The 16751-nt window shown below is 73.2% G+C and carries 13 protein-coding genes and 1 pseudogene; 12 read left to right on the top strand and 2 right to left on the bottom strand.

Translation table 11 applies throughout. The features are described from left to right. The first annotated feature begins 182 nt into the window (after positions 1–182). From glnA to ABZS40_RS07235, 4 genes are all read left to right on the top strand, one after another. Entirely contained in the window at positions 183–1532 is a 1350-nt protein-coding gene (gene glnA, locus ABZS40_RS07220) for a type I glutamate--ammonia ligase (RefSeq protein ID WP_354942469.1), read from the top strand. An 89-nt stretch (positions 1533–1621) separates the two neighbouring features. Next, positions 1622–2047 (top strand): DUF350 domain-containing protein, encoded by a 426-nt coding sequence (locus tag ABZS40_RS07225; RefSeq protein WP_354942470.1) that lies wholly within the window; start codon positions 1622–1624, stop codon positions 2045–2047. Positions 2048–2214: 167 nt separating this feature from the next. Further along, complete coding sequence (locus ABZS40_RS07230) at positions 2215–2907, top strand: YafY family protein (protein ID WP_354942471.1); 693 nt, start codon at positions 2215–2217, stop codon at positions 2905–2907. Positions 2908–3059: 152 nt separating this feature from the next. After that, complete coding sequence (locus tag ABZS40_RS07235; RefSeq protein WP_354942472.1) at positions 3060–3443, top strand: VOC family protein; 384 nt, start codon at positions 3060–3062, stop codon at positions 3441–3443. A gap of 598 nt (positions 3444–4041) precedes the next feature. Here ABZS40_RS07235 and ABZS40_RS07240 read toward each other — a convergent pair. Beyond that, the gene (locus ABZS40_RS07240) at positions 4042–4512 is read right to left on the bottom strand and encodes a hypothetical protein (protein WP_354942586.1); all 471 of its coding nucleotides are present in this window, start codon (positions 4510–4512) and stop codon (positions 4042–4044) included. Positions 4513–4698: 186 nt separating this feature from the next. Between ABZS40_RS07240 and ABZS40_RS07245 the strand changes: the two genes are divergently transcribed. The 3 genes and pseudogenes from ABZS40_RS07245 (at position 4699) to ABZS40_RS07255 (ending at position 6762) form a co-directional block, all read left to right on the top strand. Further along, the gene (locus ABZS40_RS07245) at positions 4699–5667 is read left to right on the top strand and encodes a virginiamycin B lyase (RefSeq protein WP_354942473.1); all 969 of its coding nucleotides are present in this window, start codon (positions 4699–4701) and stop codon (positions 5665–5667) included. A 63-nt stretch (positions 5668–5730) separates the two neighbouring features. Next, positions 5731–5820: pseudogene (locus ABZS40_RS07250) on the top strand (helix-turn-helix domain-containing protein); the annotation flags it as partial. After that, positions 5818–6762 (top strand): IS30 family transposase, encoded by a 945-nt coding sequence (locus ABZS40_RS07255; RefSeq protein ID WP_354942587.1) that lies wholly within the window; start codon positions 5818–5820, stop codon positions 6760–6762. The pseudogene ABZS40_RS07250 and the gene ABZS40_RS07255, both read left to right, overlap by 3 nt. A gap of 96 nt (positions 6763–6858) precedes the next feature. On the opposite strand, the gene ABZS40_RS07260 is transcribed toward ABZS40_RS07255, so the two are convergent. Next, positions 6859–7794: an LD-carboxypeptidase gene (locus ABZS40_RS07260; RefSeq protein WP_354942474.1), complete on the bottom strand. Its 936-nt coding sequence runs from the start codon at positions 7792–7794 to the stop codon at positions 6859–6861. 101 nt (positions 7795–7895) lie between these two features. Here ABZS40_RS07260 and ABZS40_RS07265 point away from each other — a divergent pair, with 101 nt between their 5' ends. The 5 genes from ABZS40_RS07265 to mptB (ABZS40_RS07285) are packed head-to-tail and all read left to right on the top strand — an operon-like array spanning position 7896 to position 16277. Beyond that, entirely contained in the window at positions 7896–8663 is a 768-nt protein-coding gene (locus ABZS40_RS07265; protein ID WP_354942475.1) for a type 1 glutamine amidotransferase, read from the top strand. After that, positions 8663–11683 (top strand): bifunctional [glutamine synthetase] adenylyltransferase/[glutamine synthetase]-adenylyl-L-tyrosine phosphorylase, encoded by a 3021-nt coding sequence (locus ABZS40_RS07270; RefSeq protein ID WP_354942476.1) that lies wholly within the window; start codon positions 8663–8665, stop codon positions 11681–11683. The genes ABZS40_RS07265 and ABZS40_RS07270 overlap by 1 nt, the downstream gene beginning before the upstream one ends. Then, entirely contained in the window at positions 11676–13301 is a 1626-nt protein-coding gene (locus ABZS40_RS07275; protein ID WP_354942477.1) for a hypothetical protein, read from the top strand. The genes ABZS40_RS07270 and ABZS40_RS07275 overlap by 8 nt, the downstream gene beginning before the upstream one ends. 49 nt (positions 13302–13350) lie before the next feature. After that, entirely contained in the window at positions 13351–14751 is a 1401-nt protein-coding gene (gene mptB / locus ABZS40_RS07280; protein ID WP_354942478.1) for a polyprenol phosphomannose-dependent alpha 1,6 mannosyltransferase MptB, read from the top strand. A gap of 14 nt (positions 14752–14765) precedes the next feature. Then, the gene (gene mptB, locus ABZS40_RS07285) at positions 14766–16277 is read left to right on the top strand and encodes a polyprenol phosphomannose-dependent alpha 1,6 mannosyltransferase MptB (RefSeq protein ID WP_354942479.1); all 1512 of its coding nucleotides are present in this window, start codon (positions 14766–14768) and stop codon (positions 16275–16277) included. Positions 16278–16751: the final 474 nt, after the last annotated feature.

Genomic DNA, 16751 nt, shown 5'->3' on the forward strand with positions numbered 1-16751 from the left:
TCGGCCGTCGTGGCGGCGGACGCGACGGCACGGCGGGGGCCCGCGCTCGCCGGGCGGGACATGAGGGGACGGCCGGCGGCAGTTCGCGTAACGTCTGCGTAACCAGGCCCGGGAACACTGGGCGATCAGGTCGGGTACAGCCCGGCCAAGGCGGACAAAGAGTGTCGCGAGGGGTTGGGGAAGTGGACCGTCAGCAGGAGTTCGTCCTCCGCACGCTGGAAGAGCGGGACATCCGGTTCGTCCGGCTGTGGTTCACCGACGTTCTGGGCACGCTCAAGAGCGTTTCGGTGGCACCCGCCGAGCTCGAGGCGGCCTTCGAGGAGGGCATCGGCTTCGACGGCTCGGCGATCGAGGGCTTCGCCCGGGTCTTCGAATCGGACATGGTGGCCATGCCCGACCCGACCACCTTCCAGGTCTTCCCCTTCGAGGGTGGAGTCAGCGGCGAGAGCGCCCGGATGTTCTGCGACATCCTGCTGCCCGACGGCGGCCCGTCCTGGGCCGACCCCCGGCACGTGCTGCGCCGCGCGCTGTCCAGGGCAGCCGAGAAGGGCTTCACCTTCTACACCCACCCCGAGATCGAGTTCTTCCTGCTGGAGAATGGTCCCCAGGACGGCTCGGTGCCCATCCCGGTCGACACCGGCGGCTACTTCGAGCACACCACCCACGCCGTGGCCCGGGACTTCCGCCGTCAGGGCGTGCTCGCACTGGAACGGATCGGCATCTCGGTGGAGTTCAGCCACCACGAGGTCGCCCCCGGCCAGCAGGAGATCGACCTGCGCTACGCCGACGCGCTGACCACCGCCGACAACATCATGACCTTCCGGCACGTGGTCAAGGAGGTCGCGCTCTCCACCGGTGTGCAGGCCAGCTTCATGCCGAAGCCGTTCACCGACCAGCCGGGCAGCGGGATGCACACCCACCTGTCGCTGTTCGAGGGGGAGCGCAACGCCTTCCACGACAGCGGCGACCCGATGAAGCTGTCCAAGGTGGCGAAGTCCTTCATCGCCGGTCTGTTGGTGCACGCCCGGGAGTACACGGCGGTCACCAACCAGTGGGTCAACTCGTACAAGCGGCTCTTCCCGCAGCACCTGCCGGACCGGATCACCGAGAGCCCGGCGTACGTCTGCTGGGGTCACCTCAACCGGTCCGCGCTGGTCCGGGTGCCCGCGTACGGCAAGCCCAACTCGGCCCGGGTCGAGGTCCGCTCGCTGGACTCGGCGGCCAACCCGTACCTCGCCTTCGCGGTGCTGCTCGGTGCCGGCCTGAAGGGCATTGAGGAGGGGTACGAGCTGCCGCCCGGCGCCGAGGATGACGTCTGGTCGCTGACCAGCGCGGAGCGGCGCGCCATGGGCTACGAGGCGCTTCCGGAGAACCTCGCCGAGGCGATCGACGTGATGGCCGGCTCCGAACTGGTCGCCGAGGTGCTCGGCGAGCACGTCTTCGACTTCTTCCTGCGCAACAAGCGGGCCGAGTGGGAGCAGTACCGCCGCGAGGTCACCCCGTACGAGCGGCAGCGCTACCTGGCGCTGTAGACGCAGGGGCTGACGCCGTTGCGCGCTGCCGCTATCGTCTCGATCACCGCGCCGGTACCCCTCCGGGCGGAGAGTCGGGAGGCAAGTCGGTGCTGGAGGATCTGTTCAGCGGGGCCTGGCAGAGCGTCGTGTTCGGGATCGTCGGCGTCGGCCTCATGGCCGCCGGCTTCGGGCTCGTCGACCTGCTCACCCCGGGCCGGCTGCGAGACCTGATCTGGGTCGAACGCAACGCCAACGCGGGGTTGCTGCTCGCCGCCAACCAGCTCGGCATCGCCGGGATCGTCTTCACCGCGATCCTGACCAGCTACAGCGACTTCGGCAAGGGGATCGCCTCCACAGTGGTCTTCGGACTGGTCGGGTTGGCGATCATGGCGTTGGCCTTCGTGGTGCTGGACCTGCTCACCCCCGGCAAGCTCGGCGAGGTGATCTGCTCGCCCGACCCGCACCCGGCCGCCCGGGTCAGCGCCGCCACCCACTTCGGGGCCGCGCTGATCGTCTGCGCCTGCATCGCCTGACGGCAGCTCTCCGCGCCGCCGTGCAGGCGGTCCGCCTGCGGTCCGGTCGTCTGCGGGCGTGCGTCTGCGGGCCGTCGTCTTCGGCCGATCGCCTGCGGCCGGTCGGGGCGCTCGCGTCTGTGGGCGGTCGGCGCGGGGCGTCGTACCTCGGCCGTAGCGTGCCGGGTATGAACCGCACGGATCGCCTCTATGCGCTGGTCGAGGAGCTGCGGGCGGTGTCACCACGGCCCCGCAGCGCCCGCTGGCTGGCCGCGCGCTTCGAGGTGAGCAGTCGAACCATCGAACGGGACCTCGGCGCGTTGCAGGAGGCCGGGGTGCCGATCTGGGCCGAGCCCGGGCGCACCGGCGGCTACGTCCTGGACCGCGCCCGCACCCTGCCGCCGGTCAACCTGACGCCAGCCGAGGCGGTGGCGATGGCCGTGGCGCTGCACCGGCTCGCCGGCTCGCCGTTCGCCGGGCCGGCCGCCACCGCGCTGCGCAAGCTGGTGGCGGTGCTGCCGGCCGCCGACGCCGCCGAGGCGCACCGCCTCGCCGGTCGGGTGCACCTGATCGGCGACGGGCCGGCGACGCCCGTCCCGGCCACCGTCGCCGACGCGGTCTCCGCGCGGCGCGTGCTGCGCATCCGGTACGCCGACCGCGCCGGCGCCGACTCGACCCGTGACGTCGAACCGCTCGGCTACCTCGGCAACGCCCGACACTGGTACCTGGTCGCCTGGTGCCGTCTGCGCGACGAGCTGCGCTGCTTCCGTACCGACCGGATCCGGAGCGTCTGGGCGCTGCCCGACGTGGTGCTCCGGGAACTACGCCTGACCGACCTCGACATCCCGCACGAACGGGTCCGCCCGCTGAGCCTGGTCTGAAACCCGTCGGCGGCGCGGCCGGCCGGGCGTGCATCGTCGTGCGAAATCCCGCCGGGTGATCCGGAAACACCGACAGGACGCTGTCGCCAACGGCCCCGAAACTGCTTCAGACGACGGCCGAACGGCCGGCACGAAAATTCTGGAGGCAGTAGATGTCCAGGTCCACGACGCCCATCACCTGGTTCGAGATCGGCACCGACCGTCCCGAGGACGCGGAGCGGTTCTACGGAGAGCTGTTCGGCTGGACCTTCGAGGAGCAGGGCTCGACCGACGGCGGGTCCTACCGCGTGACCGGGGCCGGTGGCGACACCGGCATCGCCGGAGCGATCCGGGCGACCGACGGGACGTCGCCGAACTACGCGGTGTTCTACGCCGAAGTCGCCGACGTGGCAGAGACCTGCCGGCAGGCCGAAGCGGCCGGCGGCCGGGTGCTGGTGCCAGCGCGTACGGCACCGAGCGGTCTCACGTTGGCCCACCTACTCGACCCGGCCGGCAACCACCTGGGCGTGTTCACGCCCCCGCCCCCGCAGCCCTGACCCCTTTAGGGCCGCGCTGATGCCCGGCTGGCCTGACTCAGGGGTGGGCCTGACCTTGGGGGTGGGCCTGACCTTGGGGGTGGGCCTGGCTTTGGGGTGGGCGTGGCTTTGGGGTGGGCGTGACCGTGGGGTCGGCCTGACCTTGGGTCGGCCTGGCTTTGGGCCGGGCTGGCTGGGGGGGCAGTCACCCCGAGCGGGTGTGACGGCCGAGCCAGCCTGGCCGCACGCACCGGCGGATGATCGACTCGGCTTTCATGATGACGCGGTGTCCGGCGCGCTTGGGCACCGCAACTTCAAGGAAACCGAGTCGATCAAGCCGCGACCGCGGCACGGCTCGACAGGACGGAACAGGTCCGGCCGGTCTAACCGAGACGGCCCGGCCCGGCCCGGGCGTACCAAGACCGGCCCGGCCGGGGCGTACCAAGACCGGCCCGGACCGGCCAGGGCGTACCGAGACCGGCCCGGACGCCGGCCGGGCGTACCGAGACCGGCCCGGACGCCGGCCGGGGGGGGCGTACCGAGACCGGCCCGGACCGCCCCGGGCCTGCCGAGGTCGGCCCCGGCCGGCCGGGGGCCTGCCGGGGCCGGGCCCGTCGGACTACTTGCCGGGCGTACCTGCGCCGTGGTGGCCGCCCGGGCCACGGTGGCCGCCCGGGCCGGGGAAGACGCCGGCCTCGACGGCCTTGGTGATGGCGTCGGCCTGCTCCTGGGTGAGCTTGCCGTCCTTGACCGCCTGGTCCAGGCGCTGCTTGAGCGCGGCCTGCCGGTCTTCGGCGGACGGGCGCTGCGGCCGGTCGGCCGGTCGGTGCTGCTCGCGGACCTTTTCCAGTGCGGCGGTCACCTTGTCGGTGGGCACGCCCAGCTCCTTGGCGAGCGCCTCGGCGAACTCGCCCTGCCGGTCGGCCTTCGCGCCCGGAGCCGTGCCCGGAGCCTGGTCGGTGCTGGCGGTCGGTGTCGGCGTGGGAGTGTCGGCGGCGAACGCGATCGTCGGGGCCGCGATCCCGACGCCGAGGACGCCGGCGGTGGCCAGGCCGGCCAGCAGGTGCTTCCTACGGATGGTGCGGGACATGCTGTCCTCCAGAGGTTCGGTCATCCTGCGCTGTCGTGACCGACAGTGACCGGGCAGTCTGGGCGGAAGCCGTGGCGACCCTGTCAGCGAGCTGACAATCGCGGCCGCCGCTGGGCGAAATCGGGTTGTGTCGTCGCTGGCCGAGCGGTCAGGGTGGACGATCCACCGACGGAAGGACACCGCGGAATGACCGTCGAGATTCGGGAGATTCCACTCGTCGAGCCGGACGCGGGGCCGTACGGCATCACGCCCGGCCCGGACGGCGCGCTCTGGCTGACGTTGGCCCATGCCGGCGGCATCGCCCGGCTGTCGCCCGACGGCGAGGTCCGGACCTACCCGCTGGATCCGGCCGGCGGTCGCCCGTTGATCATCACGGCGGGGCCGGACGGGGCGCTCTGGTTCACCCGCTCCGGGGACGACCGGATCGGTCGGATCACCGTCGACGGCGAGCAGCGCACCATCGCGCTGCCGGGCGGCACCGGGCCGGGCGGCATCGCGGCTGGACCTGATGGCGCGCTCTGGTACGCCGGGATGACCTCCGACACGATCGGCCGGGTGGAGACCGACGGCACCCACAGCGCGTTTCCGCTGCCGGTGAGCGGCGGATTCGCCTCGATGATCACTGCTGGCGCGGACCAGGCTCTCTGGTTCACCCTCAACCAGGCGAACGCGATCGGCCGGATCGACCTCGACGGCCGGGTGACGCTCTATCCGTTACCCACAGCGAAGGCAGGCCCGGTCGGCATCACCCTGGGCGTTGACGGCGTCATCTGGTTCGTGGAGATCGCCGCCGGTCAGCTCGGTCGGATCGACCCGGATGGCGAGATCGTCGAGTTCCCGCTGCCGGACCGGGCGGCCCGCCCGCACGCGATCGTGGCCGACCCGGACGGCGGCGCGTGGTTCACCGAGTGGGGTGCCAACCGGATCGGCCACCTCGACCCCACCGGGCGGATCGAGGGCCACGCCCTGCTCACCCCCAACGCCGAACCGCACGGCATCACCCGTACCCCCACCGGCATCTGGGCGGCCCTGGAAATCGGCGCAGTAGCCCACCTGACCCCACCAACCACCTGGGCCCACCCCCCTCTGACCCGCGACGATCATGAAGTTATTGCCGCGACACGCCGGGTGGTTTCTAGGCTTCAGTGCAACTGATCTTGGGTTGGACTGGGGGTACTGGTGGCGAGGCCGGGTGTGGTGACGTTCGGGCATCGGCAGGTGTTGGAGCATCTGTGGGGGTCTGGGTGGACGATTTCGCAGATCGCGGGGGTGCTCGGGGTGTCGGTGGGCACGGTGTCGCGGGAGGTGGCCCGGTATCACAGTGCCCGGCATGGGACGAAGAATCCGCTCGGGCGTTCGTTGCCGTTTGGGCGGGCTCGGGCGCCGTATCGGTGGGGGTATCAGGCGCAGTGGGCGCAGCGGCGTGCGGATATGGCGCGTCGGCGCTCGAGGGCGTCGAAGTTGGGTCCCGGGACGCGGCTGCGGCAGGTGGTGCGGGGGAAACTGGCGCGTAGGTGGTCTCCGAAGCAGATCGCCGTGTGGTTGCGGGCCACGTTCGCTGACCGGCCGGAGTTGTGGGTGTCGCACGAGACGATTTATCAGGCGATCTATGTGCAGTCGCGGGGCAGCCTGCGCGAGGAGTTGACGCGGCAGGTCGCCCTGCGCTCGGGACGCGCTGATCGGCGTTCCCAGTCGCGGATGGCGGCAGCGGATCGGGGTCGTCGCCCGTGGATCGGGGACCTGCACATCAGCAACCGGCCCGCCGAGGCCGCGGACCGGGCCGTGCCGGGTCACTGGGAAGGCGACCTGGTCATCGGCAAGGCCGGCCGTTCAGCGATCGTGACGCTGGTGGAACGAGCCACCCGCTACGTGATGCTCGGCGCGTTGCCTCAGGGTCGAGACACCGAAGCCGTCATCGGCGTACTCACCGACCTCGCCGCCCGGATGCCCGCACATCTGCGCCGCTCACTGACCTGGGACCAAGGCAGCGAGATGGCCGCTCACGCGGTCTTCACCGTCGCCACCGGCTGCCCGGTCTACTTCTGCGACCCCCACAGCCCCTGGCAACGCGGCAGCAATGAGAACACCAACGGCCTACTGCGCCAGTACTTCCCCAAAGGCAGCTACGACTTCCGCAGCATCGACCAGAACGGCCTCGACAAAGTCGCCCACGAACTAAACACCCGCCCCCGCCAGACGCTCGACTGGGCAACCCCAGCCGAACGCCTGGACCACCTCATCGCCGCCTAACAATTGCACTCACCCCTTGACCCCAAGCCGTGGCGAGTGACAACAACTTCATGATCAACGGTGCCTGGGGGAGGGGAGGGGACGGGGAGGGAGGGGTTAGTGGACTGCGGGGGTTGCGGCGAGGGTGGCGGTGGTGGTGTCCAGGGTGGCGGTTGTGCCTACCGGGACTGTGAGCTGGTTGGGGCCGTGGCCGATGGGGAGGCCGCCCAGGACCGGTACGCCCAGGTCGCCCAGACGTTCGGTGAGCACGTCGGCGATGGTGGTGTCCCAGCCGTCGCCGCAGTCGGTGAACTGCCCGACCGCCACCCCGGCCAGTCCGTCCAGCACGCCGGCCCGGCGCAGGTGGGTAAGCATCCGGTCGACCTTGTACGGAGGCTCCTGCACGTCCTCGATCAACAGCACCGCACCGGTCAGGTCGGGCAGGTCCGGAGTGCCGATCGACGCGGCGATCATGCACAGGTTGCCGCCGAGCAGGGTGCCGGTGGCGCGACCCGGGACGCGTACGCCGAAGGTCTCCTCGGTGGGGACCGCGGCGATCGACACCGGTTCGGTCGTCATCAGCGCCGCGTGCAGGGACTCGGCGGAGCGCAGCGGCGTCCGCTCGTCGCGCCAGGCCGCCCCGGGGCCGTGCACCCCGGCCAGGCGGGCGCCCCGCCACAGTGCGAACTGCAACGCGGTGATGTCCGAGAAGCCGGCCACCACCTTCGGGTCACGGCGGACGGCGGCCATGTCGATGGCGTCCACGATCCGTTGGGCGCCGTAGCCGCCCCGGGTGCAGATCACCCCGCGCACCTCAGGGTCGGCGAAGGCGGCGTTCAGGTCGGCGGCGCGCAGGTCGTCGGCGCCGGCCAGGTAGCCGTGGCGGGCGTACGCGTTCGGCGCCGGCACCGGGCGCAGGCCCCAGCCGGTGAGCAGCTCCATGCCCCGGGCCACCCGCTCCGGCGAGGTCGGCCCGGACGGCGACACCAGCAGCACCGTGTCACCCGGGCGCAGCACGGGCGGGCGTACGGCGGTGGTGTCCTCGCTGATCACAACCGCAGAGCCTAACGACCCGGCCGAGAAGCGAACGCCACCCGGCCGCGCAGCCCGTGCCGGGGCGTGGTGCCGTGCGGCGTACCGGCTAGCCTCGACCTGTGGCAACCGCGCTGGTGATCGAGAACGACCCGACGGACGACGCGCGCCGGCTGGGTGAGTGGCTGACCGAGGCTGGGCTGGAGCTGTGGGTGGTGCGCCCGCACGCCGGCGACGAACTCCCCGCCGACCTGGAGGGGTACGCGGCGCTGGTGGTGCTCGGCGGCGACCAACAGGCGTACCCGATGCCGGACGGTTCTCCCGGCGCACAGTGGTTTCCGGCCTTGGAGGGTCTGCTGCGCAAGGCGGTCCGGTACCGGGTGCCGACCCTGGCGGTCTGCCTGGGCGCGCAGCTGCTCGCCACCGCGCACGCCGGGTTGGTCGAGCGCAGCCCGTCCGGGCCGGAGATCGGCCCCGGCGTGGTCGGCCGGCGGGACGCCGCCGAGAACGACCCGTTGTTCCGGTACGTGCCGTTGATCCCGGACGTGCTCCAGTGGCACTCCGACGAGATCACCGAGCTGCCTCGGGGCGCGACCCTGCTGGCCGCCTCCACCCGCTACCCGCATCAGGCGTTCCGCCTCGGTGACCGGGCGTGGGGGTTGCAGTTCCACATCGAGTGCGACGCCGCGATGATCGCCGACTGGGCCACCGATTCGACCGAACTCGCCGAGCTGGGCTACGACCCGGAGTTGGTGGTCGCGGCCTGCGCCTCGGTGCTGCCCGACGTCGAGGAGGTCTGGCAACCGTTCGCCGCCCGGTTCGCCGCGCTGGCCCTCGGCGAGTTGGACGACAGCACGACGCGGCGCGGCCTGCCGCTGCTCGGGCACTGATGGGCCGGCCGACCAGAGCACCGGGCCGGCTCGCCCGGTACGGGTTCGGCACCGCCGAAGGCGACGGCGGCGCGCGCGCCGCGGACCTGCTCGGCCCCGAGGGGCTGCGGCTGTGGCAGCCGGCCGTTCAGGAGCCGGTCGACGAGGCAGCCGCGGAGCTGCTCGCCGCGCTGTCCCGGGCCGCCGACCCGGACCTGGCGCTGCGCCAACTGCACCGCATCGTGGAGGCCGAGGGCCGCGCCACCGAAGGCGGCGCCGAATCGCCGCTGCTCGCGGACGTGCACAGCGACCCCGGGCTGCGGCGACGACTGATCGCGGTGCTCGGCGCGTCGGCGGCGCTCGGCGATCACCTGGTGGCGCACCCCGAGCACTACCAGGCGCTGCGGACCGCCCCGGACGGGCTCGCCCCGATCGCCGAGGGGCGGCTGGAGCCGGCCGACGGCGGCAACGCGGTGGCGGCGCTGCGCACCGCGTACCGCCTGGCGTTGCTGCGGATCGCGGCGGCCGACCTGACCGGCGGTCGCGGCCTGGAGCAGACGATGGCCGCGCTCTCCGCGTTGGCCGACGCGACGCTGTCCGCGGCGTACGAGATCGCGGTGACGGAGCTGGCGGAGGGGACCGAGCGGCCCCGACTCGCGGTAGTGGCGATGGGCAAGTGCGGTGGCGGCGAGCTGAACTACGTCTCCGACGTGGACGTCATCTTCGTGGCCGCCGAGGACGCCGACCTGTCCGCCGCGACACAGGTGTCGACCCGGTTGATCTCCATCTGCGGGCTGGTCGCCTGGCCGGTGGACGCCGCGCTGCGACCCGAGGGCAGCCGCGGCCCGCTGGTGCGGACCCTCGCAAGCCACCTGGCCTACTACCGGCGGTGGGCGCGCACCTGGGAGTTCCAGGCGCTGCTCAAGGCCCGCCCGGCCGCCGGGGACCTGCCGCTGGCCCAGGAGTGGATCGATCAGCTCGCGCCTTTGGTCTGGCGGGCCGCCGAGCGGCCCGAGGCGGTCGAGGACGTCCGCGCCATGCGCCGCCGGATCATCGACCACATCCCGCCGAAGGAGCTGGAGCGGGAGATCAAGCGCGGTCCCGGCGGGCTGCGCGACATCGAGTTCGCCGTCCAGTTGCTGCAACTCGTGCACGGTCGCGGCGACGAGACGCTGCGCCCGCCCGGCACCATCCCGGCGTTGCGCGCGCTCGTCGCCGGCGGCTACGTCGGTCGGGCCGACGGTGAGGCCCTGTTGCGCGGCTACCGCTTCCTGCGCAGCGTCGAGCACCGGCTGCAACTCCAGGGCCTGCGTCGTACGCACACGGTGCCCGCCGAGCCGGGCGCGCTGCGCTGGCTCGCCGCCGCGCTGGGTTTCACGGCCGCGCCGGGGCGCAGCGCCGTGGAGAGCTTCCGGGCCGAGTGGGTCACCCACGCCACCGAGGTACGCCGACTGCACGCCAAACTGCTCTACCGGCCGCTGTTGGAGTCGGTGGCCCGGGTGCCGGCCGACGGGTTGCGACTCACCCCGGAGGCGGCCAAAAACCGCCTGGAGATCCTCGGCTTCGCCGACCCGGCCGGGGCGTTGCGCCACCTCCAGGCGCTCACCGGGGGGGTGAGCCGCACGGCGGCCATCCAACGAACCCTGCTGCCGGTGCTGCTCAGCGAGTTCGCCGACGCGCCGGAGCCGGACCGGGGGCTGCTCAACTACCGCAAGGTCTCCGACAAGCTGGGCAGCACCCCCTGGTATCTGCGGCTGCTGCGCGACGGCGGCCCGGTCGCCCGCCGGCTGGCCCGGGTCCTCGCCCTGTCCCGGTACGTCGCCGACCTGCTCGCCCGCGACCCGGAGGCGCTGCGGCTGCTGGCCGAGGAGAACGAGCTGGCGCCCCGCCCGCCCGAGGTGCTGCGGGAGGGGTTCCTGGCGGCGGCGGCCCGGCACACCGACCCGGTCGCGGCGACAAGCGCGGTGCGCGCGCTGCGACGTCGCGAGCTGGTCCGGGTGGCCTGCGCCGACGTGCTCTGCCGGGCCGGCGCGCTGGCGCCCAGCCCCACCCGGGCGGACGGCGCGAACCGGCCCGCCCGCGGGCTGTCCGACATCACCGCTGTCGGTACGGCGCTCGCCGACGTCACCGACGCCACACTGGCCGCCGCGCTGCGGGCCGCTCAGGCCAGCCAGCCCGCACCGGCAGGGCTGCGGTTCGCGGTGATCGGCATGGGCCGGCTCGGCGGGTACGAGTCGAACTACCTCTCCGACGCCGACGTGCTCTTCGTCTACGACCCGCCGCCGGGCACCAGCGAGAGCGCCGCCACCGCCGCCGCGCACGCCGTCGCCGAGGAGCTGCGCCGACTGCTCGGCGTACCCGCCCCCGACCCGCCGCTGGGCGTCGACGCCGACCTGCGACCGGAGGGCCGCCAGGGTCCGCTGGTCCGCAGCCTCGCCGCTTATTCGGCGTACTACGCCCGCTGGTCGCGGGTGTGGGAGGCGCAGGCACTGTTGCGCGCCCGGTTCGTCTGCGGTGACGCCGACCTGGGCGCCGAGTTCGAGGCGATGATCGAGCCGGTGCGCTACCCGGCCGACGGGCTGACCCGCGAGCAGGTCGTCGAGATCCGGCGGATCAAGGCCCGGGTGGAGACCGAACGGCTGCCCCGTGGCGCCGACCCGGCCACCCACACCAAGCTGGGTCGCGGTGGGCTCGCCGACGTCGAGTGGGCGGTGCAGCTCGTCCAGCTCCGGCACGCCGGCGCGATCCCGGCGCTGCGCGGCACGCGTACCCTCGACGCCCTCGCGGAGGCCGAGCGGGCCGGCCTGATCGATCCCACGGACGCCGCGGAGATGGCCGCCGGTTGGGCCCTGGCAGCGCAGGTCCGCAACGCGTTGATGCTGGTCCGGGGCCGGGCCGGAGACCAACTGCCTCGGCACGGGGTGGAGTTGGCCGGGGTGGCCCGGCTGCTCGGCCGCGACGACCCGGGGGAGTTCCTCGACGAGTACCTGCGCACCGGCCGCCGCTCCCGCGCCGCGGCCGAACGGGTCCTCGATGCCTGACGCGTCGCCGCGCCCAACCGGGCTACGCATCGCGGGCACCGGCTGGGCGGCGGCGACCGGGGCCGCGGTGGTGCTCGCCGTCGCGTTCCTCCTCGCGCCGCCGATGGGCACCGACCTCGCCGCCCAGGTGGCCCGTGCCGGGTTCACCGAGCGGTACGGGGCGACGCCGGTCGACTTCGGCTGGTACGGCGGCGTCAACCAGTACGGCTACAGCCTCTTCACGGCCAGGTTGGGCGAGCTGATCGGGGTGCGTCCGCTGGGCGCGGTCGCCGCCGTGGTCGGCGCGGCCGCGCTGGGCTGGCTGTTCATCCGCAACCGGGCCCGCCGACCGCTGCTGGCGGGCGTCCTCGGCGCTGTGGTGCTGGTCGGCAACCTGGCGAGCGGTCGGATCACCTTCGCGGTCGGGCTTGCGTTCGGGCTGCTGGCGCTCTGCGCGGTCAGCGCGGAACGCCCACCCCGCTGGCTCCGGTTGACGCTCGCCGCCGGCTGCGCCGCCCTGGCGACGGCGGCGAGCCCGGTCGCCGGCCTGTTCACCGGGCTGGCCGGCGCGGCGCTGCTGCTGGGCGCCCTGCGAACCGGTGACGGGCCGGGCCGCCCGCTGCCCGGAGGCTGGCGAGCCGAGCGACCACTGGCCGAGGGGCTCGTCCTGGCCGTGGCGCCCGCCGTCACGCTCGCCCCGATGGCGTTCGTCTTCGGCAACGGCGGCACCCAGCCGTACTCGGCCGAGTCGATGCGCATCAACGTCGCGCTCGCGGTGCTGGTGGCGGTCGTGCTGCCGCGTCGCCGCCGGGTGCTGCGCGTCGGCGCGGTGCTCACCGTGCTGCTCCTGATCGGGGCGTACTACCTGCCCAGCCCGATCGGTTCCAACGCGCTACGACTGCCGATGCTGTTCGCCCTGCCCGTGCTGGCCGGGTACGCCGCGTTGCCGGGGCGGTGGCTGGCCGCGCTGCTCGCCGCGGCGGTGTGGTGGCAGTCCCCGGTGATGACGAGCGACGTGACCCGGGCAGGCGCCCCGGAGAGCGCTAAGAGCTTCTACCAACCGCTCGTCGCCGAACTCGACCGGCGGCAGCCGGCCGGGCGGGTCGAGGTGGTGCCGCTACGCGACCACTGGGAGTCCGCGTACCTGCCGCCGACCGTGCCACTGGCCCGGGGCTGGGAACGCCAGGTCGACAGCGACCGCAACGCGCTGTTCTACGACGGCAACCTGAGCGCGCAGACGTACGAGCAGTGGCTACGGCACGAGGCGGTGACCTACGTGGTGCTCGCCCCGGACGCACCCGCCGACCGGTGGGGCCGCGACGAGGCCGCGCTGATCCGGGCCGGCCTGCCGTACCTGCGGGAGGTCTGGCGAGACGCCACCTGGCAGATGTACGCAGTGGTCGATCCGACCCCGCTGGTCGGTGCCCCGGGCCAACTCGTCGCCGCCGACCGCGGCGCGGTCCGGCTGACCGCCACGCCCGGTGACGTGCCGGTCCGGGTGCGCTGGTCGCGCTGGCTCACGTTGAGCGGCCCGGACGGCTGCCTGCGACCGGGCGCGGACGGGTGGACCGAGGTGCGGGTCCGCGCCGCCGGCGACTACTCGATCTCCAGTGGGCTGGCACCGGCGCGCCACTGCTGACCCGTGCCTGCCGTCGGCCTCCCACCGACGGGCTGGCAGCATGTCCGGCGTGCCCTCCCACCTCGCGCGCTGGACCGGCCTGGCCGGCTCGATGCTGCTCGCGCTCTCCGCCTTTCTCGGCGGCGCGTTCCCCAGCGGCCCCCTGCGCAGCACCCCGGTCAGCATCTGGCAGGGGCCCGACGGCCCGCTGATCCTCGCCGCCTGGGTGGTCGGCACCGGCCTGATGGCGTACGCCTGGTGGGCGTTGCGCGACGGGGGACCCTCGACGCGGTGGGCACTGGTCACCGTCGGGCTCTGGCTGCTGCCGTTGCTGCTCGCGCCGCCCTTCGGCAGTCGGGACGTGTACGCGTACACCTGCCAGGGCGCCAGCTTCGTCGGCGGCATCAGCCCGTACGAGCAGGGCGTCTCCGCGCTGCCCTGCCCCTGGCTGGATACGGTCTCGGTTATCTGGCGCGACACCCCGGCGCCGTACGGGCCGCTGTTCGTGCTGATCGCGGGCGCCGTGGTGAAGGCCACCGGATCGCTGACCGCCAGCATCGTGCTGTTCCGTGCGCTGTCGCTGGTCGGAGTGGCCCTCACCGCGTGGGCCCTGCCGGCGCTGGCGCGTCGGGCCGGTGTGCCGGCGAAGCGGGCGGTGTGGCTGGCGTTGGGTTCCCCCCTGGTGGCCGCGCACCTGATCGGCGGACCCCACAACGACGTGTTGATGCTCGCCGCGCTGGTCGGTGGGCTGGCCGTGGTGGCGGCGCACCCGGGCCGGCGCGGAATGCTGCTGGTCGGCGGGCTGCTCCTCGGAGTCGCGGTGGCGATCAAGGTGACCGCCGTGGTGGTGGTGCCGTTCGCCGCGCTGGCGGCCACCGCCGGGCCGTACCGGATCCGCACGCTGATCCGCGACGGCGGCTGGGTCGTCGGCGGGGCGGTCGCCAGCGTGGTCGGTGTGACCCTCGCCGGTGGGCTGGACTTCGGCTGGGTCGGCGGGCTGTCCCAGGGTGGCACCGCCATCGCCTGGACCTCGCCGCCGACCGCCGTGGGACAGACGGTCGGGTACGTCGCGGCGCTGTTCGGTGGTCACATCGACGCGCTGCCGGTCACTCGCGGGATAGCAGTGGTCCTCCTGGCCGTGCTGCTCGTCTGGCTCTGGTGGCGGGCCCGCACCCGCGACCCGCTGTACCACGCCGGCCTCGCGCTCGCCCTCACCGTCGCGCTCGCCCCCGTCGTGCACCCCTGGTACTGGACCTGGCCGCTGTTCGTGCTGGCGGCCACCGCCCAGCGCACCAGATGGTTCACAGTGGTCGCCCTGGTCGCGTCCTTCCTGGTGCTGCCCGACGGCACCGGGCTGCCCCGGTACACCAAGACGGTCGGGGCACCGCTGATGACGCTGTTGGTGATCGTGCTGGTCATCCGGTTGGTACGGTCGGCTCGGGCGGCCCGTCAGCCGGTCGCCGCCGATTGAGGGAAGGTGCGCCGGTGACCGCTCCCGGCCCGCCCCCTCATCCATCGGTGGCCAGCGCCGCGCGGTTCGTCGGCCTGGCCGGCGCGGTCCTGCTCGCCGTGGCCGGATACCTCGGCGGGGCGCTGCCCGACGCCCCGCTGGGCGTGACACCCGCGTCGATCTGGCGAACCCCGGACGGCCCGGCGACGCTGACCTGCTGGCTGATCGGCACCGTGCTGCTGGTCGGGGCGTGGTGGTCGCTGCGCGAGGGTGCACCGTCGACCCGTTGGGCGTACGTCACCGCCGGGCTGTGGGCACTGCCGCTGCTGCTCGCGCCGCCGCTGGGCAGCCGGGACGTCTACTCGTACGCCTGCCAGGGTTGGACGTACGCGCACGGCGTCGACCCGTACACGGTGGGGGTGGCGGCGGCGGGCTGCCCCTGGCTGGACACCGTGGCGCCGATCTGGCGGGACACCCCGGCGCCGTACGGGCCGGTGTTCGTCCTGCTCGCGGCGCTCGCCGTCGGGCTCGGCGGCGGGCTCACCGGGACCATCGTGGCGCTGCGCGTGATCGCCGTGGCGGGGCTGCTGCTGGCCGCGCTCTGCCTGCCCGGTCTGGCACGGGCGGCCGGGGTGCCGGCCCGGCGGGCGGTCTGGTTGGCGGTGGCCGGTCCGCTGGTCGGCGTACACCTGGTGGCCGGCGCCCACAACGACGCAGTGATGCTGGGCCTGCTGCTGTGTGGGCTGCTGGTCGTGGTCCGTCGACCGGGTCGGCCGGCGGCGCTGCTGCTGGCCGGAGCGCTGCTCGGGCTGGCGGTCACGGTGAAGGCCAGCGCCGTGGTGGTGGTGCCGTTCGCCGTGCTGGCCGGAATGCCCGGCCGCTACACCGTTCGGGCGTTGCTGCGCCACTGTGGTTGGCTCGCCGGCGGGCTGCTCGCCGCGCTGCTGGTCACCTCGGCGGTCTCCGGCCTCGGCTTCGGCTGGGTGGGCGGGCTGACCCACAGCGGTGACTCGGAGCAGTGGACGTCACCACCCACCGCCGTGGGCTTCGTGGTCGACTACGCCGGCGCGCTGGTCGGCCGGGACCCGCAGGCGGTGCCGGGAGTCCGGGCGGTCGCGCTGCTGCTGCTCGTCGGAGTGCTGGTGGTGCTCTGGTGGCGGGCCTGGCAGACCCTGCGCGGGTCCAACGACGCCCGGCGGGCAGCGCCGGTCGAGACGACGGCGCCCCGGGTGGCGCTGCACGGCGCGGCGTTGGCGCTGGTCGCCACCGTCGTCCTGTCCCCGGTCTTCCACCCCTGGTACGCGACCTGGCCGCTGGCACTGCTGGCGCTCACCGCCGCCCGTACGACGTGGTTCGTGCTGCCCACCGCGGCGGCAGCCTTCCTCGCCCTGCCCGACGGCACCAACCTGGCCCGCGTCACCAAGGCACCCGGTGCCCTGGCGATGACCGCCCTGCTCCTGACCGTGCTCGTCCGCACCGCCTGCCGCCGTCGCACCGCCCGCACCCTGCGCATCGGCCGCCGCCGTCGCATCGCCCGCAGCCGTTGATCATGGGTTTGACCGGGGCGGTCTGGGCCGAACGCCTCGCCAACCCCATGATCGTCATCGTCGTGCGGCCAAGATCGTGCTTGAACGTGGAGGTCAACACCGTCGCGTAAGGCGATCGGTTGCGTGGGTCAAGGGGCAAGTGTGCACCGCCGAAGCCGAGGTTCAGACTCCAGGAACGCCCCACCCGCGCCGATCTTGCACTGTCGGTCGCCGAAAAAGCACGGAATGCCCCTTACGTCGGGACAGTATGTGCAAGATCGCGGCATGGGCGCAGCCCGGCCTCGTCGATCATGGAGTTGTGGTGCCTGGTTTGGTGCCGTGCGGGCGCTTTGTCACCCATCACAACTCCATGATCGACGAGGCGGTGCGAGGTTGACGAACAGCCACTCCGCCTAACGCAACGGCGTTGACGTTGATGTAGTGGTGTCCGACGCGATCGGGCCACTAGATCCAGGATCGAGCACGATCTTGGGG

Origin of the sequence: Micromonospora sp. NPDC005324, assembly GCF_040607155.1 — a bacterium.
GTDB classification, from domain to species: Bacteria; Actinomycetota; Actinomycetes; order Mycobacteriales; family Micromonosporaceae; genus Micromonospora; species Micromonospora trifolii.